This window comes from Bradyrhizobium vignae, from assembly GCF_004114425.1.
GTDB lineage: Bacteria > Pseudomonadota > Alphaproteobacteria > Rhizobiales > Xanthobacteraceae > Bradyrhizobium > Bradyrhizobium vignae.
Map to the genome: position 1 here is coordinate 24,097 of NZ_RDQF01000051.1, position 17,805 is coordinate 41,901.

The 17,805-nt window shown below is 65.7% G+C and carries 18 protein-coding genes and 1 riboswitch; of the genes, 8 read left to right on the forward strand and 10 right to left on the reverse strand.

Annotation, left to right across the window (positions count from 1 at the left end; genetic code table 11):
* Positions 1–44 precede the first annotated feature (44 nt).
* Positions 45–124: riboswitch (SAM riboswitch) on the reverse strand.
* A gap of 4 nt (positions 125–128) precedes the next feature.
* Positions 129–347: a hypothetical protein gene (locus EAV90_RS30535; protein ID WP_122400791.1), complete on the reverse strand. Its 219-nt coding sequence runs from the start codon at positions 345–347 to the stop codon at positions 129–131.
* On the opposite strand from EAV90_RS30535, the gene EAV90_RS30540 reads away from it, so the two are divergent.
* From EAV90_RS30540 to EAV90_RS30550, 3 genes are read left to right on the forward strand one after another with little or no spacing between them, the layout of a single operon-like run.
* Positions 346–1,194 (forward strand): chorismate mutase, encoded by an 849-nt coding sequence (locus tag EAV90_RS30540; RefSeq protein WP_122400790.1) that lies wholly within the window; start codon positions 346–348, stop codon positions 1,192–1,194. The two genes, EAV90_RS30535 and EAV90_RS30540, sit on opposite strands and share 2 nt — an antisense overlap.
* A gap of 33 nt (positions 1,195–1,227) precedes the next feature.
* Positions 1,228–2,325 (forward strand): histidinol-phosphate transaminase, encoded by a 1,098-nt coding sequence (gene hisC / locus EAV90_RS30545; RefSeq protein ID WP_122400789.1) that lies wholly within the window; start codon positions 1,228–1,230, stop codon positions 2,323–2,325.
* The gene (locus EAV90_RS30550) at positions 2,322–3,257 is read left to right on the forward strand and encodes a prephenate/arogenate dehydrogenase family protein (RefSeq protein WP_122400788.1); all 936 of its coding nucleotides are present in this window, start codon (positions 2,322–2,324) and stop codon (positions 3,255–3,257) included. The genes hisC and EAV90_RS30550 overlap by 4 nt, the downstream gene beginning before the upstream one ends.
* 86 nt (positions 3,258–3,343) lie before the next feature.
* Here EAV90_RS30550 and EAV90_RS30555 read toward each other — a convergent pair whose 3' ends face one another.
* Complete coding sequence (locus EAV90_RS30555; RefSeq protein ID WP_122400787.1) at positions 3,344–4,528, reverse strand: DUF2125 domain-containing protein; 1,185 nt, start codon at positions 4,526–4,528, stop codon at positions 3,344–3,346.
* A 110-nt stretch (positions 4,529–4,638) separates the two neighbouring features.
* Here EAV90_RS30555 and EAV90_RS30560 point away from each other — a divergent pair, with 110 nt between their 5' ends.
* A complete protein-coding gene (locus tag EAV90_RS30560) occupies positions 4,639–5,250 on the forward strand; it encodes a gamma-glutamylcyclotransferase (RefSeq protein ID WP_122406365.1) in 612 nt (203 codons plus the stop codon).
* Here EAV90_RS30560 and EAV90_RS30565 read toward each other — a convergent pair.
* From EAV90_RS30565 to ftsE, 4 genes are all read right to left on the reverse strand, one after another.
* Positions 5,247–6,020 (reverse strand): lysophospholipid acyltransferase family protein, encoded by a 774-nt coding sequence (locus EAV90_RS30565; protein ID WP_122406364.1) that lies wholly within the window; start codon positions 6,018–6,020, stop codon positions 5,247–5,249. The genes EAV90_RS30560 and EAV90_RS30565 overlap by 4 nt on opposite strands.
* A gap of 23 nt (positions 6,021–6,043) precedes the next feature.
* Complete coding sequence (locus EAV90_RS30570; protein WP_129145575.1) at positions 6,044–6,748, reverse strand: YdcF family protein; 705 nt, start codon at positions 6,746–6,748, stop codon at positions 6,044–6,046.
* A gap of 333 nt (positions 6,749–7,081) precedes the next feature.
* On the reverse strand, positions 7,082–8,050 hold the full coding sequence (locus tag EAV90_RS30575) for a cell division protein FtsX (RefSeq protein ID WP_122400785.1): 969 nt from the start codon (positions 8,048–8,050) through the stop codon (positions 7,082–7,084).
* A complete protein-coding gene (gene ftsE, locus EAV90_RS30580; protein WP_122406363.1) occupies positions 8,043–8,702 on the reverse strand; it encodes a cell division ATP-binding protein FtsE in 660 nt (219 codons plus the stop codon). The genes EAV90_RS30575 and ftsE overlap by 8 nt, the downstream gene beginning before the upstream one ends.
* A gap of 191 nt (positions 8,703–8,893) precedes the next feature.
* On the opposite strand from ftsE, the gene EAV90_RS30585 reads away from it, so the two are divergent.
* Both EAV90_RS30585 and EAV90_RS30590 read left to right on the forward strand, forming a co-directional pair.
* Complete coding sequence (locus EAV90_RS30585; RefSeq protein ID WP_162500099.1) at positions 8,894–9,772, forward strand: MJ0042-type zinc finger domain-containing protein; 879 nt, start codon at positions 8,894–8,896, stop codon at positions 9,770–9,772.
* Positions 9,773–9,810: 38 nt separating this feature from the next.
* Positions 9,811–10,185, forward strand: a complete 375-nt coding sequence (locus EAV90_RS30590) for a response regulator (protein WP_100232458.1) — start codon at positions 9,811–9,813, stop codon at positions 10,183–10,185.
* Between the two features lie 217 nt (positions 10,186–10,402).
* Here the strand turns inward: EAV90_RS30590 and EAV90_RS30595 are convergent, their stop codons facing one another.
* Positions 10,403–13,084, reverse strand: a complete 2,682-nt coding sequence (locus EAV90_RS30595) for a TIGR02302 family protein (RefSeq protein WP_122400783.1) — start codon at positions 13,082–13,084, stop codon at positions 10,403–10,405.
* Between the two features lie 168 nt (positions 13,085–13,252).
* Here EAV90_RS30595 and EAV90_RS30600 point away from each other — a divergent pair, with 168 nt between their 5' ends.
* Positions 13,253–13,636: a carboxymuconolactone decarboxylase family protein gene (locus EAV90_RS30600; protein WP_122400782.1), complete on the forward strand. Its 384-nt coding sequence runs from the start codon at positions 13,253–13,255 to the stop codon at positions 13,634–13,636.
* A gap of 145 nt (positions 13,637–13,781) precedes the next feature.
* Positions 13,782–14,672 carry an NAD(P)-dependent oxidoreductase gene (locus EAV90_RS30605; protein WP_122400781.1) on the forward strand — a complete coding sequence of 297 codons (891 nt, stop codon included), beginning with the start codon at positions 13,782–13,784 and terminating at the stop codon, positions 14,670–14,672.
* A 16-nt stretch (positions 14,673–14,688) separates the two neighbouring features.
* On the opposite strand, the gene lysA is transcribed toward EAV90_RS30605, so the two are convergent.
* The 3 genes from lysA to argH all read right to left on the reverse strand — a co-directional run bounded on the left by lysA (position 14,689) and on the right by argH (position 17,762).
* Positions 14,689–15,954, reverse strand: a complete 1,266-nt coding sequence (lysA, locus tag EAV90_RS30610; RefSeq protein ID WP_122400780.1) for a diaminopimelate decarboxylase — start codon at positions 15,952–15,954, stop codon at positions 14,689–14,691.
* A gap of 23 nt (positions 15,955–15,977) precedes the next feature.
* The gene (gene lptM / locus EAV90_RS30615; protein WP_122400779.1) at positions 15,978–16,271 is read right to left on the reverse strand and encodes an LPS translocon maturation chaperone LptM; all 294 of its coding nucleotides are present in this window, start codon (positions 16,269–16,271) and stop codon (positions 15,978–15,980) included.
* Positions 16,272–16,364: 93 nt separating this feature from the next.
* The gene (gene argH / locus EAV90_RS30620; protein WP_122400778.1) at positions 16,365–17,762 is read right to left on the reverse strand and encodes an argininosuccinate lyase; all 1,398 of its coding nucleotides are present in this window, start codon (positions 17,760–17,762) and stop codon (positions 16,365–16,367) included.
* Positions 17,763–17,805: the final 43 nt, after the last annotated feature.

Here is a 17,805-nt window from a genome sequence, read left to right on the forward strand (position 1 = left end):
TCAGGCCATGAAAAACCCGGCCTGAACGATAGGTTCGGCCGGGATCGGAAGCGTCCCCGGCCTGTTTAGCGAATTTTTTAACGTGGCTGCAAGCCGGCCGGCTCAAATGACCACGGAACAGGCAAAAGCTACCGTCTCGGGCCGTTTTCGTCAAGTCGCGGCCCGGATCGAGCCAATTCGCCTCTTGCGCCGTGAACGGAAAGGGCCGTCATTTCTCTTTGCTTTCGTCGGCCCGACTGCCTAATCAGGACATTGATCGCAGCGGTGACGGCCTTACCAATTGTCTTGCCGATCCGCACCGGAACGTCCTTCAACAGCCCAAGCTCTTCAACAATCAAGTCAGACATGACCCAACGTCCGCCCGCGCCACCATCGCTCCAGGAACTGCGCAAGGAGATCGACGCGATCGACGAGGGCATGCATCGCCTGCTGATGCAGCGCGGCGACATCATCGACCGCCTGATCCAGGTGAAGCAGACCCAGGAGGTCGGCTCGGCGTTTCGGCCTGCGCGCGAGGCCGACATGATGCGCCACCTCGTGCAGCGCCATCGCGGCATCCTGCCGCTCGACACCGTCGAGAGCATCTGGCGCGTCATCATCTCGACGTTCACCTATGTGCAGGCGCCATTCTCCGTGCATGCCGACGTCTCGGTGAGCGAGCCGGCGATGCGCGATTCCGCGCGCTTCCATTTTGGCTTCACGGTGCCTTACGTCGCGCATTTCAGCGCGCAAGCCGCGGTCGAGGCGGTCGCGAGATCCAAGGGCGACCTGGCGCTGGTCTCGGCCACCTCCAGCCGCACACCATGGTGGCTGGAGCTCGAAGCGGAAGGCGCACCGAAGATCATCGCGCGGCTGCCTTTCGTCGAGCGTGCCGATCATCCGGCGGCAATGCCGGTGTTCGCAGTCTCGCGCGTCGCCGACAGCGCCCTGGTGACGGAGGTCGAGACCTTCAGCGTACGTGTCTCCGGGTGGAACGCCGAGGTCGCGCGCGCCCTGTCGCCGCTCGCCGAGATCGTGGCGGTGCCCGATACCGCCTTTGACGGCGCGGCGCTGCTGGTCTCGGTCACCAGCGCGACCAGCATCGACAAAATCAGGGCTGCCCTGATCGAGGCGGGGGCCTCGGTGCGCTCCACGGCCCTCGTCGGCAGCCACGCAACGCGCTATACGGTGCCCCCGACCGGGGCGAAATCGTAAATCGCGAGCAGCCCAGCCTATCCGGAGTCCAAGATGTCCCGCCCCGTGCCGAATCCCGGCATTCTCGATATTGCGCCCTACACGCCCGGCAAGAGCCCGGTGCCTGAGCCGGGCCGCAAGGTGTTCAAGCTCTCGGCCAACGAGACGCCGTTCGGGCCCTCGCCGAAGGCAATCGCGGCCTTCAAGCACGTGGCGGATCATCTCGAAGACTATCCGGAAGGCACCTCGCGCGTGCTGCGCGAGGCGATCGGCCGCTCGTTTGGGCTCGATCCCAACCGCATCATCTGCGGGGCCGGCTCCGACGAGATCCTCAATCTGCTCGCGCACACCTATCTCAGCCAGGGCGACGAGGCGATCTCCACCACGCACGGCTTCCTGGTCTACCCGATCGCGACCATGGCGAACGGGGCCAAGAATATCGTTGCGCCCGAAACGAACTTCACTGCCGACGTCGATGCCATTCTCAAGGCGGTCACGCCGCGCACAAAGCTGGTCTGGCTCGCCAACCCCAACAACCCGACCGGCACCTATCTGCCGTTCGACGAGGTCAAGCGGCTGCGCGCCGGCCTGCCCTCGCACGTGCTCTTGGTGCTCGACGCCGCCTATTGCGACTATGTCTCGCGCAACGATTACGAGATGGGCATCGAGCTGGTCGCCACCACCGAGAACACCGTGGTGACGCACACCTTCTCCAAGATCCACGGCTTGGCCGCGCTGCGCATCGGCTGGATGTTCGGGCCCGAGCACATCATCGATGCGGTCAACCGCATCCGGGGTCCCTTCAACGTGTCGACGCCGGCGATGTACGCCGCGGTCGCCGCGATCGAGGACACCGCGCACCAGGCGATGTCGAAGCAGTTCACCGAGACCTGGCGCAACTGGCTGACCGAGGAGATCGGCAAGCTCGGGCTGAAGGTGACGCCGAGCGTCGCCAATTTCGTGCTGATCCATTTCCCGACCGACAAGGGCAAGACCGCTGATGACGCCGACGCCTTCCTGACCAAGCGGGGCCTCGTGCTGCGCGGGCTAAAGAACTACGGCCTGCCGCATGCGCTGCGCATGACCATCGGCACCGAGGAGGCCAACCGCCTCGTGGTCGAGGGCTTGCGCGACTTCATGGGCGGCAAATGAGCACGACGGCGCACTTCCAGCGCGTCGCGCTGATCGGCTTCGGCCTGATCGGCGGCTCGATCGCGCGCGCCGCGAAGCTTCAGGGCCTGGCCGGCGAGATCGTCACCACCGCGCGCTCGGAAAAGACGCGCGCGCGGGTTGCCGAGCTCGGCATCGTCGATCAGGTCGTTGCGACCAATGCGGAGGCGGTGAAGGATGCCGATCTCGTCATCCTCTGCATTCCCGTCGGCGCCTGCGGACCTGTCGCTCAGGAGATCGCCGCGCATCTGAAGTCGGGAGCGATCATCTCCGACGTCGGCTCGGTCAAGGGAGCGGTGGTCAGGGACATGGCACCGCACCTGCCGCAGGGCGTTCATTTCGTGCCGGCGCATCCGGTGGCGGGCACCGAGCATTCGGGCCCGGATTCCGGCTTCGCCGAGCTCTTCATCAACCGCTGGTGCATCCTGACGCCACCTGATGGCACCGACGCGGCGGCGACCGATCGCCTGCGCGCCTTCTGGGCCGCGATGGGCGCCAAGGTCGAGGTGATGACGCCGGATCATCATGATCTCGTGCTCGCGATCACCAGCCATCTGCCGCATCTGATCGCCTACACCATCGTCGGCACCGCCGACGAGCTGGCGCAGGTGACGGAATCCGAGGTGATCAAATTCTCTGCCGGCGGTTTTCGCGATTTCACCCGCATCGCGGCGTCCGACCCGACGATGTGGCGCGACGTGTTCCTCGCCAACAAGGAAGCAGTGCTGGAGATGCTCGGCACCTTCACCGAGGATCTCGCAAAGCTGACCCGCGCGATCCGGCGCGGCGACGGCGAGGCGCTGTTCGATCACTTCACCCGTACCCGCGCCATCCGCCGCGGCATCGTCGAGATCGGCCAGGATTCGGCGGCGCCGGACTTCGGCCGGCCGCATGCGGCGCTGAAGAAGCCGTGAGCGCTTAGCCCGGATGGATGGAGCGCAGCGCAATCCGGGGGTTCTTCGATACGGCCGGCGCTGTCCCGGATTACGCTACCGCGCAGTCAATACAGCGGCGGGATCTGGCCGACCTTGACCGGGCCGAGCAGCACGGCGCCGTCGACGAATTTCAGCGGGAAGCTCCGCGCCTTCTTGCCTTCAAGCGTGCTCTCGGTGCCGATCGAATTGATGCCGGCAGCAACGCCGGCATTGGCGTTCTGCTTGATGACCTTGCCGAGGCCGGGAACGGCGCGGTCGAGCGCGCCGAACAGATTGTTGAGGTCCTGCGACTTCACGCCGGGCGCGACACGGTCGAGCGTCGCCTGCGGCACGCCTTCCTCCAGCATCTTCTCGATGCCGAGCGCCGGGATCACGCGCTCGAGGCCGGCCACCGTCATCCGCAATTCGCCGTCGAGTCGACCATTGGCCGAGAGGCCGAGCGTGCCGGCCGCAACCGCGATCATCTCGCCCTGCTGGATCCGCGACTGGACGATCTCGATGTGACCGCCGGCAGCCTGGATCTCGCGGAAGCGCTGCGGCCAGGGCTTTGGCGTGAGGTCGGAGAGGCCGGTGATCTTGGCGCGGGTGTCCGCCTCGAACGGCTCGGCAAGCAGCGGATGCACGCCCTGGATGCTGCCTTGCGCGACATGGAGCACGGTCTCGATCACAGGATGATCCGACGGCGATCCGTCGGCGAGGCGGCCGTGCAGCTCGACCTGCTTGGCGCGCGCAAGCGGCACCTGCACGCTGCCATCGAGACGGTTGAGGCTGGGATCGTCGAACACGATGGAAGCACGGTCCGGCACGGCCGGCAGGCCGGCCACGCTGGCGCGGCCCTTGCTCCAATTCACCACGAAGGTGTTTTGCGTCACCCCGTCGATGAGCGTCGCAGGCGCGGAGAATTCGGCTATGACGCGCTTGGGGTCGTAGACCTGGGCGACGACCAGGATGTTGTCGAGCTTCGCCGTGAACGGCGTCTTGCTCGCATTTTGCGAGACCAGGGCGACGCTCGCGCCGGAGCACTGGACCTCGAAGCGGAATGGGAAACCCGCGATCGAGCGCTTGGCGCAATCATAGATGCGGCCGGATTTGGCTTCCTGCGCCCGCCAGGCGTCTGCGGCGATTTCGGCTTGCGACGCGGCGTAGAACCAGAAGCAACTCCAGGCGACGGCGAGGATCAGCAGGAGAACGGGTGCGATGAAAAGGCCCCAACGGGAGCGGCGGCCTGTGGCAACGGTCATATCGGACATGCGGCGACCCTTTGGCCCCAGATTCAGGCAAATGTAAGCGGGGCCGGCCCCCGACGAAAGACGGAGAATTCGCTTCGCTTCGGAACATGGTTCTGGTAGCCGTTCCCGAAATGTCCGAAATCTCCCTCCCCTCCGTCACCACCGCCAAGGGCGACCTCTGGGTGTTCGGCTACGGCTCGCTGATGTGGCGGCCGGGCTTCGACTTCGAGGAACGCGTCCCGGCGCGGCTGGTCGGCGAGCATCGGGCGCTCTGCGTCTATTCCTTCGTGCACCGCGGCACGCCGGAGAAGCCGGGCCTGGTGCTCGGGCTCGACCGCGGCGGCGCCTGCCGCGGCATCGCCTTTCGCGTCGCCGAGAAGAACCGCGCCGATGTCGTCGCTTATTTGCGCGCGCGCGAGCAGGTCACGTCGGTCTATCGCGAGGTGATGCGCTCGGTATGGTTGGAGAACGATGCGCGGCAGCGCGTCTCCGCGCTCGCCTACGTCGTCGACCGCGGTCATGTGCAATATGCCGGCCGTCTGTCGCTCGCCGAGCAGCACCGCCATGTCATCCAGGGCCACGGCCAGTCCGGCGCCAACCGCGACTACGTCACCGCGACGGTGAAGGCGATCGAGGCCGAAGGCTTTCGCGACGCGCAGCTGCATCAGCTTGCATTGATGCTGCATGGTGATGCGCATTCGCCGCACGCGCCGGCTCCGAACGAAGACAGCGAAAGTCGCTAGCCGCTGGTCGGCGCGTAGCTTGGCGCGCTACCGATCAACTGCTCCTGCTCTTTCCGCCCCGCTTCGACGAGACGCCCGGTCGCGTCCTCGATGACCGTTTGCACGCGGGAGAGAAATTCGTCCTTCGGCAGACCCGGCGGCAACGGTTCGAGAAACTCCACCACGAGCGTGCCCGGATAGCGCATGAAGGTGCGACGCGGCCAGAACAGGCCGGAATTGAGCGCGATCGGCAGGCACGGCACGCCGCAGGACGAATAGATCTGTGCAAAGCCGGTCTTGTAGTCGGGCGGCGCGCCGGGAGCACGGCGCGTGCCCTCCGGAAAGATCACGAGCTGGCGGCCGCTGCGTACCGCCTCGCGCGCCCGCCGCGTCATGTCCAGAAGCGCCTTCACGCCGGCATTGCGGTCGATTGCGATCATCCCGGTCTTGACCAGGAATTGACCGAACACCGGGATCTGCATGAGCTGGCGCTTGAGGATGAAGATCGGCCGGTTGAAGAAACCCGGCAGCACGAACGTCTCCCAGAAGGACTGATGCTTCGCCACGATCAAGAGCGGACCTTCCGGGATGTTCTCGACACCGCGGAATTCCACCTTGATGTTGCAAACCACCCGCATCAAGACCAGCGTTGCCTTGGCCCACCATTCCGCCACCGTCAGCATCGCGCGCGGCGGCAATGCGAAGGTCGGCAGTGCCACGATCGCAAGGCAAACAAGCACGGCGTAGAACAGCACGTTGAACACGAGCGAGCGCAGGAAAATCAGAAACATCGACGGTCCGATCAATTTGCCAGTCAATTGGCCTGGGCGGTGGCGGGCCGCCTCGGTTGCTGACCCGCAGGCTGCTCCGACATCTCGGGCGAAAGGTCAATCCCGAAATCCTCCAGCCGGACCCTGAGCTCGGCCGCGATGTACTTGACATATTCGGACAGGAGCAGGCGCAGCGTCGAACCCGAGGTCCACCACGGCTCCTCGCGCCATTTGTCGCCGACCACCGCAAAGGGGATCAGCGTCGTCTGTGGCATCGCGTGCGAGAATTCCACCAGCGCGCGCGGCATGTGATAGTTGGAGGTGACCACGATCAAAGATGTAAATCGGCGCTCATGCGCCCATCGCCGCGCCTCGGCCGCGTTGCCGCGGGTCGAGAGCGCGGTGCGGTCGAGATCGACGCAGCAGGTCATGAAGGATTGGTTCTCCGGCAAGGTCCGGGAGATGTCGCTCGCCGTCGAGGTCGGATGCACGCCGGAGATCAGGAGCCGCCTGCCGTAGCCGGCAGCCAGCAGCTCCACGGCGTCCGATACCCGTGAGGAGCCGCCGGTCAGCACCACGATGCCGTCTGCCTTGCGGTCCGGCACCATCTCGGCGCCGCGCAATTGCGACAGGAACGCAATGAAGCCCGCCGCCGCGCCGACGAAGGCGAGCGCGATCGTCGACACGATTGTCGCGCGCAGCCAGCCGCGCGGCAGTTTCGGCGATCGATCGTCGGTCGGCGAGGTCATGCGATGTCGGTGATCCCTTCCCTGAGTAATTTTATGACGTTTTGAGGCGAAGTGGAGTCCGGTTTGAAAGGCTTATCAATGCTACGAAACTGTCAGGCCGAAAAGTCGATTCACCCTCTCCCCTTGTAGGGCCTTGTGGGAGAGGGTGGCTCGTCGCGACAGCGGCGAGACGGGTGAGGGTTCTCTCCGCGCATTCACCTCAGCATTTGTACGCTTGGACAGAACCCCTCATCCAGCGCCATAGCCGAAGCTTCGCTGCGGCGTTCTCGAGAACGGAGGCCGAAGGCCTCCTATGCCACCTTCTCCCGCGAGGGGAGAAGGAAAGAAAAGAACTCAATCAACATCATTCAAGGTCGCGAACAGGGTCTGGCGCGAGGCCACCGCGGTGATGCCGCCGATCAGCACGGCCTGGACCGCAAGCACGATGTAGCCGGATGGCCGCAGCGAGAAGGTGCCGAGCAGCGCGGCGAACTGGTCGCCGACGGGGGTACCGGAAAACCAGCCTGCGATGGACTCTGAGAAGCCGAACACCAGCATGGCGGCGCCGCCGCCGATCACGCCACCTTCCAGACCCAGCCTGAGGAAATGACGCAGGAAGTGATTGGCGATGTAGCGGTCGCCGGCGCCAACGAAATGCAGGACCTCGACGATCGGACGGTTCGCCGCCATGGCGCCGCGGGTCGCGAACGAAACCGAGATGATCGTGGCGATGATGACGAGCGCGAGGATGCCGAGGCCGGCCAGCACGGTGGCGTTTGTCATCACGCGCATGCGCTCGATCCAGGCGCGATGATCGTCGACGCTGGCCCCCGGCGCGACCTGCGTCACGCGCGCGCGCAAGGCGCCGAGATCGAGCGGCGTGCCCGGTTGCACGCGCGCGATGATCATGCGCGGCACCGGCAGATCGTCCATCGACAGGCCGGTGCCGAGCCAGGGCTCGAGCAGCTTACCGCTCTCCTCCTTGGTGAACGACTTGACCTCGACGATGCCGGCTTGCGCGCGCATCGCCTCCGCCACGGCGGCGGTGTCGCGCTCGATATCACGGCCGGCCTGCGGACGAACCTGGATGGTGATTTCGCTTGCCACGTCCGACTGCCATTCCGCGGCGGAGGCACTCACCAGTAGCACCGTCCCCGTGGTCATCGAGGCGAGGAAGGTCATGATGGCGACGACGGCGACCAGCGCTCTGCCATGGATCGAGGCGCGCGGCACGATCGGCGACATGTTGCGCGCCTTGGCCGGAAGCTGCGGACGCTCCTGTCCGAGATCGACCAGCACGCCGCGCTCGTCTAGCCTACTCATAGACGTGCAGCCGTCCCTGGTGCAGCACCAGCCGCCGTGCCTCGTACTGATCCATCAGGCCGATGTCGTGAGTGGCGATGATGACGGCGGTGCCTGATTTGTTGAGCTCGATGAAGAGCCGCAGCAGGCGCCGGCCGAGCGTCGGATCGACGCTGCCGGTCGGCTCGTCCGCGAGCAGCAGCTGCGGCCGCGAGATCACGGCGCGCGCGATCGCCGCGCGCTGCTTCTCGCCGCCCGACAGGATCGGCGGCAGCGCGTCCATGCGATCGCCGAGGCCGACCCAGCGCAACAGGTCGATCACCTCCTTGCGGTAGCTCGACTCGCTGCGGCCCATGACGCGGAACGGCAGCGCGACGTTCTCATAGGTCGTCATGTGGTCGAGCAGCCGGAAATCCTGGAGGACAATGCCGATGCGCTTGCGCAGGTCCGCGATCTCGTCCTTGCCGAGCTGCGAGATGTCGTGGCCGAACAGATTGACGAGGCCCCGCGTCGGTCGATGCGAGAGGAACAACAGACGCAGCAGGGAGGTCTTGCCGGCACCGGAAGGTCCGGTGAGAAACTGGAAGGAATGCGCCGGGATCTGGAAATTGAGATCGCGCAGGATCTCCGGCCCCAGACCGTAACGCAATCCGACATTTTCGAACCGAACCAAGTTCAGCTCCGTTCGAGAGGGGGCGCGGGTCGCGCTGCGGCACTCCGCCATGCGCGATCATCGGGTTTTGCCGCCGTTATGGTTTCCGGTTCGTTAACGGTCGCCCTGTAGCATAAGGGCGCCCGGTTCTCCGCGGCCGCGGCATCGTCAAGACCAGTCCAAGACCTTCGTTCATACATCAAGGCTCGTCCATGCATATCGTCTGCCCCCATTGTATGACATCCTACGCCATCAAGCTCGCGAGCCTTGGGGCGAACGGACGAGCGGTCCGCTGCTCCCGCTGCAAGGAGACCTGGATCGCGCATGCCGAGGATGCCATCGAGGAGGCGTCCGTTCCCGCGATCGCCGCGGCCAGCCGGGCCGACGACCAGTCCGACCTCGCCGAGCAATGGAACTCCTATGCCAAGGACGACGGCACCATTGATGCGCCTGTCGTCGACAGTCCCTCAATCGCCAGCGACTGGCCGGACCAGGAGGCCCGCGAAACCGAGGACGAATGGTCAGCGGCGGCCCGGCAGGCCGAGGAGGAGGCCGCCGGTGCACAGCACCAGTCCTGGTTCCGCGGCCTGTTCCGCCGCCGCGGGGCGCGGGTGAGCCGCGCGGTCGCCACCACGGCTCCGCGCAAATCCTATTTTGGCCTCCCGACCGCCTGCGCCGCGATGGGCGCGCTGGTCCTGGCACTGGTGATCTGGCGCGGCGACGTGGTGCGGCTGCTGCCCCAGACGGCGGCGTTCTACAAGATGGTCGGGCTCGAGGTGAACCTGCGGGGCCTCGCCTTCAAGGACGTCAAGCTCTCCAGCGAGACCGTGGACGGTAAGCAGGTGCTGGTGATCGAGGGCGTGATCGTGGGCGAGGGCAAGAAGCCGCTCGACATCCCGCGGCTGCGCTTTGCCGTGCGCGACGCGCAAGGCGCGGAGATCTACGCCTGGAACACGGTGCTGGAACAGACCGTGCTGCGGCCCGGCGAGCGCGCCTTCTTCCGCTCGCGCCTTGCCTCGCCGCCGCCTGAGGGCCGCAATATCGACGTTCGTTTCTTCAACCGGCGCGACATCGCCGGCGGCAGCGTATAATCGACCCCACAGGGGAGATTGATCCCAAGGTTGGTCTCATGCCGAAAATCTTGATCGCCGACGACGAGGATTCGATGCGCACGCTCGTGGCGCGCGCCATCGCCATGGACGGCCATGAGACCGTCACCGCCCAGGACGGCGCCGAGGCGCTGGAGATCCTGACCCGCGAGGACGGCGCCTTCGACCTGTTGCTCACCGACATCCAGATGCCGGTCATGGATGGCATCGCGCTGGCTCTCTCGGCCGCGCGCGATTTCCCTGATCTGACCATTCTGCTGATGACCGGCTTTGCCGACCAGCGCGAGCGCGCCTCGAACCTGAATGCGCTGGTGCATGACGTCGTGACCAAGCCTTTCTCGGTCGCCGACATCCGCACGGCCGTGGCGGATGCGCTGGCAGCGAGGAAGGGTTAGCGCAGCGGCTACACACTCCCCTGTCATGCCCCGGCTTGCCGCCTTCGCTAAAGCTTCGGCGGCCGAGCACCCTTGTGGCCCCGGCGTAGCCTTGGCGAAGCCGGGACCGGGGCATCCAGTACGCCGCGGCGGATGTGCCAAGAGCGAGCTCTTCAACGCCGGTCTCTGGAATACTGGATCGCCCGGTCAGGGCCCGGCGATGACAGCGAGTGTGACGTTAAAACTCTTTCAGCAGCCGCTCGATGTAGTCGAGCTCGATCTGCGGGCGCGAGGGGTCGCCGAGACGACGGCGGAGCTCTTCGAGAATGCGGCGGACACGCTGGGTGTCGATCTCGCCGGGAATCTTGACCGTGTAATCGTCACCATATTCGCGCCCGTGCAGCGGACGGCCCAGCGGGTCGGTCTGGTTGCCACCGCTCTGCTGACGGCCGGCGCGTTGGCCGGGTCCGTCGCCCTGGCCGTCACCGTCACCCTGCTGCATCGCCTCGGCCATTTTCTGCGCACCCTTGCGCATCGCATCGAGCGCCTTGCCCTGCGAGTCCACGGCGCCGTCGGCATTGCCCTCGCCGAGCTTTGATCCCGCATCGCCCATGGCACCGTCGGCAGCATCCAGACTGCCGTCGTCATCGCCCTGGTCGCCGTCCTGATCGCCGTTCTGGCCGGGCTGGCCCTGATCCCCTTGCTGGCCCTTCTGTCCCTGTTGGCCCTTCTGCCCCTTTTCTCCCTTCTGCATGAGGCCGCGCTTGGCAAGCTCGTCCTGCAGCTTCTTCAGGCGGTCGCGCAGCCCCTGCTGGTCCTGCTGCAGCTCCGACATGGACTGATCGCCCTGCTTGCCGCGCGAGCGGTCGCGCCGGGAATCCTGGCCCTGCTTGAAGGTCCTGTCGCGCAATTGCTGCTGCTTGCGGATCATGTCGCCGAGCTCGTTCAGCGCCTGCTCCATGTCGCTCTCGCCGGACTGCCCCGGCTGCGCCATCTGGAGACCTTCCAACATCTGCTGGAGCTGGTCGAGCAACTGCTTGGCCGCATCCTTGTCGCCGGAGCGCGACAGGCGCTCCATGCGGTCGATCATGTTCTGCAGATCCTGCTGGCGCAGGACCTTGGTGTTCGGGTCGAGCGGCCGCGCCAGCTGCTGCGGGTCATTGTTGTTGCGGAACTGCTCGGCGAGCTGGCGCATGAAATCGTTCAGCGCCTGACGCAGATCCTGCGTGAGCTTCTTGATTTCTTCGTCGCTCGCGCCACGCTCCAGCGCCTGCTTCAGCGCGTCCTGAGCCGCGCGCAACGCCTTCTCGACGTCGGAGATCTTGCCGTCCTCGATCGTCACCGCAAGCGCCCACAGGCTTGCCACGACCTCGCGCAGGGCATCATCGGTGCGCGCGGCCTCGAGCTGTCGGGCCACGTTGTGCAGGCCGAGATATTGTCCGGGCTCCGGCGTGAACATTTCGGGCGCGATCATCAGCGCGTCGAGCGCGGCATACACGTCGGAATTCTTGTTCGCATCGAGCGCGAGAATGCGGCGCTGCTCGATCAGTGCACGTGCCAGCGGCTTGGTGAAGAGCCGTTCGGGCAGGCGCATGTTGAACGGTTCGCTTGCGGCCTCGTTGCCGGCCTCGTCCTTGGCCGTGAGGGTCAGCGTGACCTCGGCGCCGGCATAGGGATCCTCGCTGAGATCCTTCACCGACTGTCCGATGCCGTTGCGGGTCCGCGCATTCGGCAGCGCGAGCGGGAATTGCGGTGGCTGGAACAGAGGCCGCGGAGCCGCCCTGGTGTCACCATCGCCGGCAGCAGCCTTCGTCCCGTCCTTCGTGCCGTCCTTTGTACCGTCCTTTGTACCGTCCTTTGTACCGTCCTTGGCATCGGTCGACCGCGGGGCAAATTTCGCCTCGGCGCCGGTGACGCCGTAATCGTCCTCAAGCTTGTAGGAGAGCTGGAGCGCGCCGCGCGCCTGGCGCTCCGGGTCCTTGGCGAGCGCGATCGTCGGCGGACGGTCCGGCGTGGCCGCAAACGCCCATTGCGGCTGGCCGGAAGGCGCGCGGACACGCGCGGTGCCGTCGCCGGAAATGGCAAAGTGCTTTTCGTTGGTCCCCTTGGGGCTGGCTTCAGTTGGGGCGACTTCCTTGAGTCCGCCGGAGACGACGACATCCAGACTGCCACCGGAAGAGCGCACGATCAGGGTCGAGCCGGCGGGAACGGAAAGCGGGCCGCCGGCGGGCAAGGCCGCAGCCTCCTTGTTGGCGGCCGACAGGATGACCGGCGGCTTACCGGTGTAGAGCGGCGGCGTGACCCAGGCGTCGACGCGAACATTGGTCGGCGCCAGCACCCCGTTCCAGTCGAAGGCAGCGCCGAGCCGCATCGCACGCTCGTCACCTGCGGCGAAGAAGGTCGCAACCAGCATCACCATGACAAGGGCACGCAGCGCCCAGGGGTCGTGAAGCGCGAGCCGCGGGTGCGGCAGACCGGCGCGGATGCGCTTGATGGAGGCGAGCGTACGCTCGCGCTGCGCCTGCCACAGCGCCTGCGCGACCGGGTCCTGCGAGGTCAACGTGTCCGTGAGCGTGGTGGCCGGGCGGTGACGGATGCCGGAGCCACGGTCGAGCCGGGCGAGCGCTTCCTCGCGGCTCGGCCAGCGGAAGCGAATCAGCGGGAACAGGGCGACGACTGCAATCGCAGCGAAGAGGGCAAGGCCGATGGCCCGGGCAACGAACGGCACGGCGAGCCAGAGACCAGCCCAGGACACCACCAGGAACAAGCCGGCGACGGTCAGAAGGCGCGCCACATTGGGCCAGGCACGCTCCCACGCGATGGCATAAGTAGCCCGATCAAGGGCCTGCGCCAGCTTCAGCCGCGACAGCGCGTCACTGTTGCGGATCGGGCCTGACGGGCCGGGGGTGACGCCGTTCAATCAACTCTCCAGGTTGCCCGGTAGAGAAGAGCCTATCACAACGGCAGCACTGAGGCATCCGTTCCGGTACGGAGGAGCCTCCTTTTCCCGCATAACACGAGGACGTGACTGGCCCGGTGCAACCCCGTAATTTCCGCGCGCCATCCCTGTTGGAACAAAGGAAACGCCATGGACAAGAAGATGCACGACAAGGGCCTGGAAGTCCGCAAAGCGGTGCTGGGCGAGGCCTATGTCAACAACGCCCTGAAGAACGTCGACGATTTCAACCGTCCGTTCCAGGAGATGCTCAACGAATATTGCTGGGGCGCGGTGTGGGGCCGCGAGGAGCTGCCGCGCAAGACCCGAAGCATGCTCAACATTGCCATGATCGCGATCCTCAACCGCCAGCACGAGTTTCGCGCGCATCTCAAGGGTGCACTCACCAACGGCGTCAGCCGCGAAGAGATCCGCGAGATCCTGATGCAGGTCGCGATCTATGGCGGCATGCCCGCCGCGGTCGACAGTTTCCGCATCGCGCGCGAGGTGTTCGCCGAGATCGATGGGAAGGCGTGAGGCGGCGTGTGAGTGAGGGGCGCAACGTTCCTCCTCATCGTCGTCCCGGATCAGCGCGCGCTTGAGGCGCGCTTGTCCGGGACGACACGGGGGATGGAGCGCGGATTTTCACGACAGCAACGAATAACAACCACAAGGAAACACCATGGACATCGGATTCATCGGCCTCGGAAACATGGGTTTTCCGATGGCGCGGCGGCTGATCGAGGCGGGACACGGGCTCGTGGTATTCGACACGCGCAAGGAGGTCATGGACAAGCTGGTGGCGCGCGGCGCAATTGCGGCGGCGTCACCGAAGGACGTCGCCGATCAAGTCGAGACCGTCATGGCGAGCCTGCCTTCGCTGCAGGCTTCGCTCGAGGTCGCAACGGGAGCGAACGGCGTGATCGAGGGCAAGCGCGCCAAACGTTTCATCGATCTCTCCACGGTCGGCTCGGCGATGGCCGTGAAGATTCACGGCCTCCTCGCCAAACGCGACATCGTGCAGATCGACTGTCCCGTCTCCGGCGGAGTCGGCGGCGCCGAGAAGGGCACGCTGGCAGTGATGGTGTCGGGCCCGAAAGCCGAGTTCGAGCTGCTCAAGCCGGCGCTCGACGTGATCGGAAAGGTGTTCTTCATCGGCGAGAAGCCCGGCGCGGCCCAGACCATGAAGCTCGCCAACAATTTCCTGTCGGCCACCGCGATCGTGGCAACGTCGGAAGCCGTGGTGATGGGCGTCAAGGCCGGGCTCGATCCCGCCGTGATGATCGACGTCATCAATGCCGGCTCGGGCATGAACACGGCGAGCCGCGACAAGTTCCCGCGCTCGGTGCTGCCGCGCACCTTCGATTTCGGCTTCGCCACCGGACTGATGGTGAAGGACGTGCGGCTGGCGCTGGCGGAGATGAAGCAGCTTGGCCTGTCGATGGAGGTGGCGGATGCGGTCGGACGGTTATGGGAGACCGTGATCAGCGCGGAAGGCGCCGAGTCCGATTTCACCGCGGCAATCAAGCCGATCGAGGAGAAGGCGGGCGTGGTGGTCGGGCGGAAGACATAGCGCCGCGCCTAAACACTCACAGCCACGGCGCCGGCTTATCCATCGCGATGAGTTGCTCGACCTCGACGCGCGGGCGCACCACGGCGTATTGGTCGCCCTTCACCAGCACCTCCGGCACCAGCGGCCGGGTGTTGTAGGTGCCGGCCTGCACCGCGCCATAGGCGCCTGCGGTCATGATGGCGAGCAGATCGCCGGGCTTTGGCGTCGGCAGCGTGCGGTCGAGGGCGAGATAGTCGCCGGTCTCGCAGACCGGGCCGACGACGTCGGCCATGATGGTGGCGGCGCCCGAGGCGGGCTGCGTCACCGGCAGGATGTCGTGATGGGCCTCGTACAGCGTCGGGCGGATCAGATCGTTCATGGCGGCGTCGATGATGACGAAGTTCTTGCCGTCGCCGTGCTTCACATAGATCACCTTGGCGACCAGGATGCCGGCATTGCCGACGATCATGCGGCCCGGCTCGAACATCAGCGTGCAGCCGAGATTGTGGCTGACGCGCTTGACCATGGCGGCATAGGCGGCCGGCGCCGGCGGCGCCTCGCGGTCCATGTAATAGGGAATGCCGAGGCCGCCGCCGAAATCGACGTGGGAGATGTCATGGCCGTCGCTGCGCAGCGTCTGCACGAATTCGGAGAGGATGCGAAACGCGGTCTCCATGCCGGAGAGGTCGGTGATCTGGCTGCCGATATGTACGTCGGTGCCGGTCACTTCGATACCGGGCAGCTTCGCAGCGCGCGCATAGACCTCGCGGGCATGCACGATCGGGATGCCGAACTTGTTCTCGGACTTGCCGGTGGAGATTTTTGCATGCGTGCCGGCATCGACGTCGGGATTGACGCGCAAGGAGATCCGCGCGGTCTTGCCCATCTCGGTCGCAAGGCGCGACAGCAGCTCGAGCTCCGGCTCGGATTCGACGTTGAGACAGAGGATGTCGGCGGCGAGCGCAGCACGCAGCTCGGCCTCGGTCTTGCCGACGCCGGAGAACACGATCTTGCTTGCGGGAATGCCTGCGGCCAGCGCGCGCTTCAACTCGCCGCCCGAGACCACGTCGGCGCCGGCCCCTAGCTTGGCCAGCGTGCGCAGCACCGACTGGTTGGAGTTCGCCTTCATGGCGTAGCAGACCAGCACCTTCTCGCCGGCGAAGGCGTCGGTGAAGACGCGGTAGTGCCGCTCGAGCGTCGCGGTCGAATAGCAATAGAACGGCGTGCCGACGGTCGCGGCCAGCTCGGACAGGTTCACCGCCTCGGCGTGCAGCACGCCGTTGCGATATTCGAAATGGTTCATGGCGCAGGCTCGGTTGTCCCGGCTTATTTCTTGGCGGGAGGTTCGTCCAGGAGCGGGTCGAGAATAAACGGTTTCTTCTTGCCCTTCGCCGCCGCGGGCGCGGCATCCGCACCGTAGGTCGGGTTGAACACGCTCGGCGTCCGCTGAGTTTCGGCCTCGGTATCTACAGGTGCGGCACCGCTGGTCGTGGACGCGTTGGAGGCGGTCGGCGGCAGATCCAGCGGACCCTTGCGGCCGCAGCCGGCCAGCGCAAGCGCCGTCAGGCTCAAGACAATGATGGTCCACCCCGAACTGGCCGGGCGAAACTTTGACGTCACGACGAAATCCCCACTACGCGCGGCGCACCATACAGAGATTGGCGCGTTCTGGCGAGAGCCGGATGATCATGAAACATAAGCGAAATTTTGCCCTCAGCCCAATTTTCGCTCTTTTTCCAGCCGCTTCGCCCAGGCTTTGGCCTGGGACGCCACGTTCTTCGGCGCGGTGCCGCCAAAACTGGTGCGGCTCTTCACGGACGATTCGACCGAGAGCACGCCGAGCACCTCCTTGGTGATTTTTGGCTCGATGGCCTGCATCTCCTTGAGCGGCAGCTCGTGCAGCGCCACGCCGCCCTCCGCGGCTTTCGCCACGATCCGGCCAGTCACGTGATGGGCCTCGCGGAACGGCATCTTCAGGGTCCGCACCAGCCAATCGGCAAGATCAGTCGCCGTTGCGTAACCCTCGCCAGCGGCCGCCTTCATTTTGGCTTGGTCAGGGACGAGGTCGCGGACCATGCCGGTCATGGCCCGGATCGCGAGCGACAGCGCGGCAAAACCCTCCATGGCGCCCTGCTTGTCCTCCTGCATGTCCTTTTGATAGGCGAGCGGCAGGCCCTTCATGACGATCAGCAGCCCGTTGAGCGCGCCGATGACGCGGCCGGTCTTGGCGCGCACCAGCTCGGCGGCATCCGGATTGCGCTTCTGCGGCATGATCGAGGATCCCGTGGTGAACTTGTCGCTGAGCCTGACAAGGCCGACCAGCGGCGAAGTCCAGATCACGATCTCCTCGGCAAAGCGCGACATGTGCACGGCGCAGATCGAGGCCGCCGACAGCGTCTCCAGCACGAAGTCGCGATCGGAGACCGCATCGAGCGAGTTCGCCATCGGCCGGTCGAAGCCGAGCGCCTTCGCGGTGGCGTGGCGGTCGATCGGGAACGAGGTGCCGGCGAGCGCGGCCGCGCCGAGCGGGGATTCATTCAGCCGCTGGCGCGCGTCCCTGAAGCGGCCGCGGTCGCGCGCGGCCATCTCGACATAGGCGAGCAGATGGTGGCCAAAGGTGACAGGCTGCGCCGTCTGCAGATGCGTGAAGCCGGGCATCACCGTGCCGGCGTGCTCCAGCGCGCGCTGCACCAGCGCCTGCTGGAACGCGGCAAGCGCGGCATCGGTCTCGTCGATCACATCGCGGACGAACAGACGGAAGTCGGTCGCGACCTGGTCGTTGCGCGAGCGCGCGGTGTGCAAGCGACCGGCGGCGGGGCCGATCAGCTCCGACAGGCGGCTCTCGACATTCATATGGATGTCCTCGAGCGCGCGCTTGAATTCGAAGCCGCCCTTGCCGATCTCTGACAAAATCGTGTCTAGACCCTTGCCGATATTTTTCGCATCAGAAGCCGTGATGATGCCTTGGTTGGCCAGCATCGCGGCGTGGGCCTTGGACGCGGCAATGTCCTGGGCGAAGAGGTGACGATCGACGTCGATGGAGACGTTGATCTCTTCCATGATCTCGTCGGGACGTTCCGAGAACCGGCCGCCCCACATCTTGTTGCTCATGATCCCCTGCTCACGCCTTGATTTGCCGCACGTTTGCTGGCCG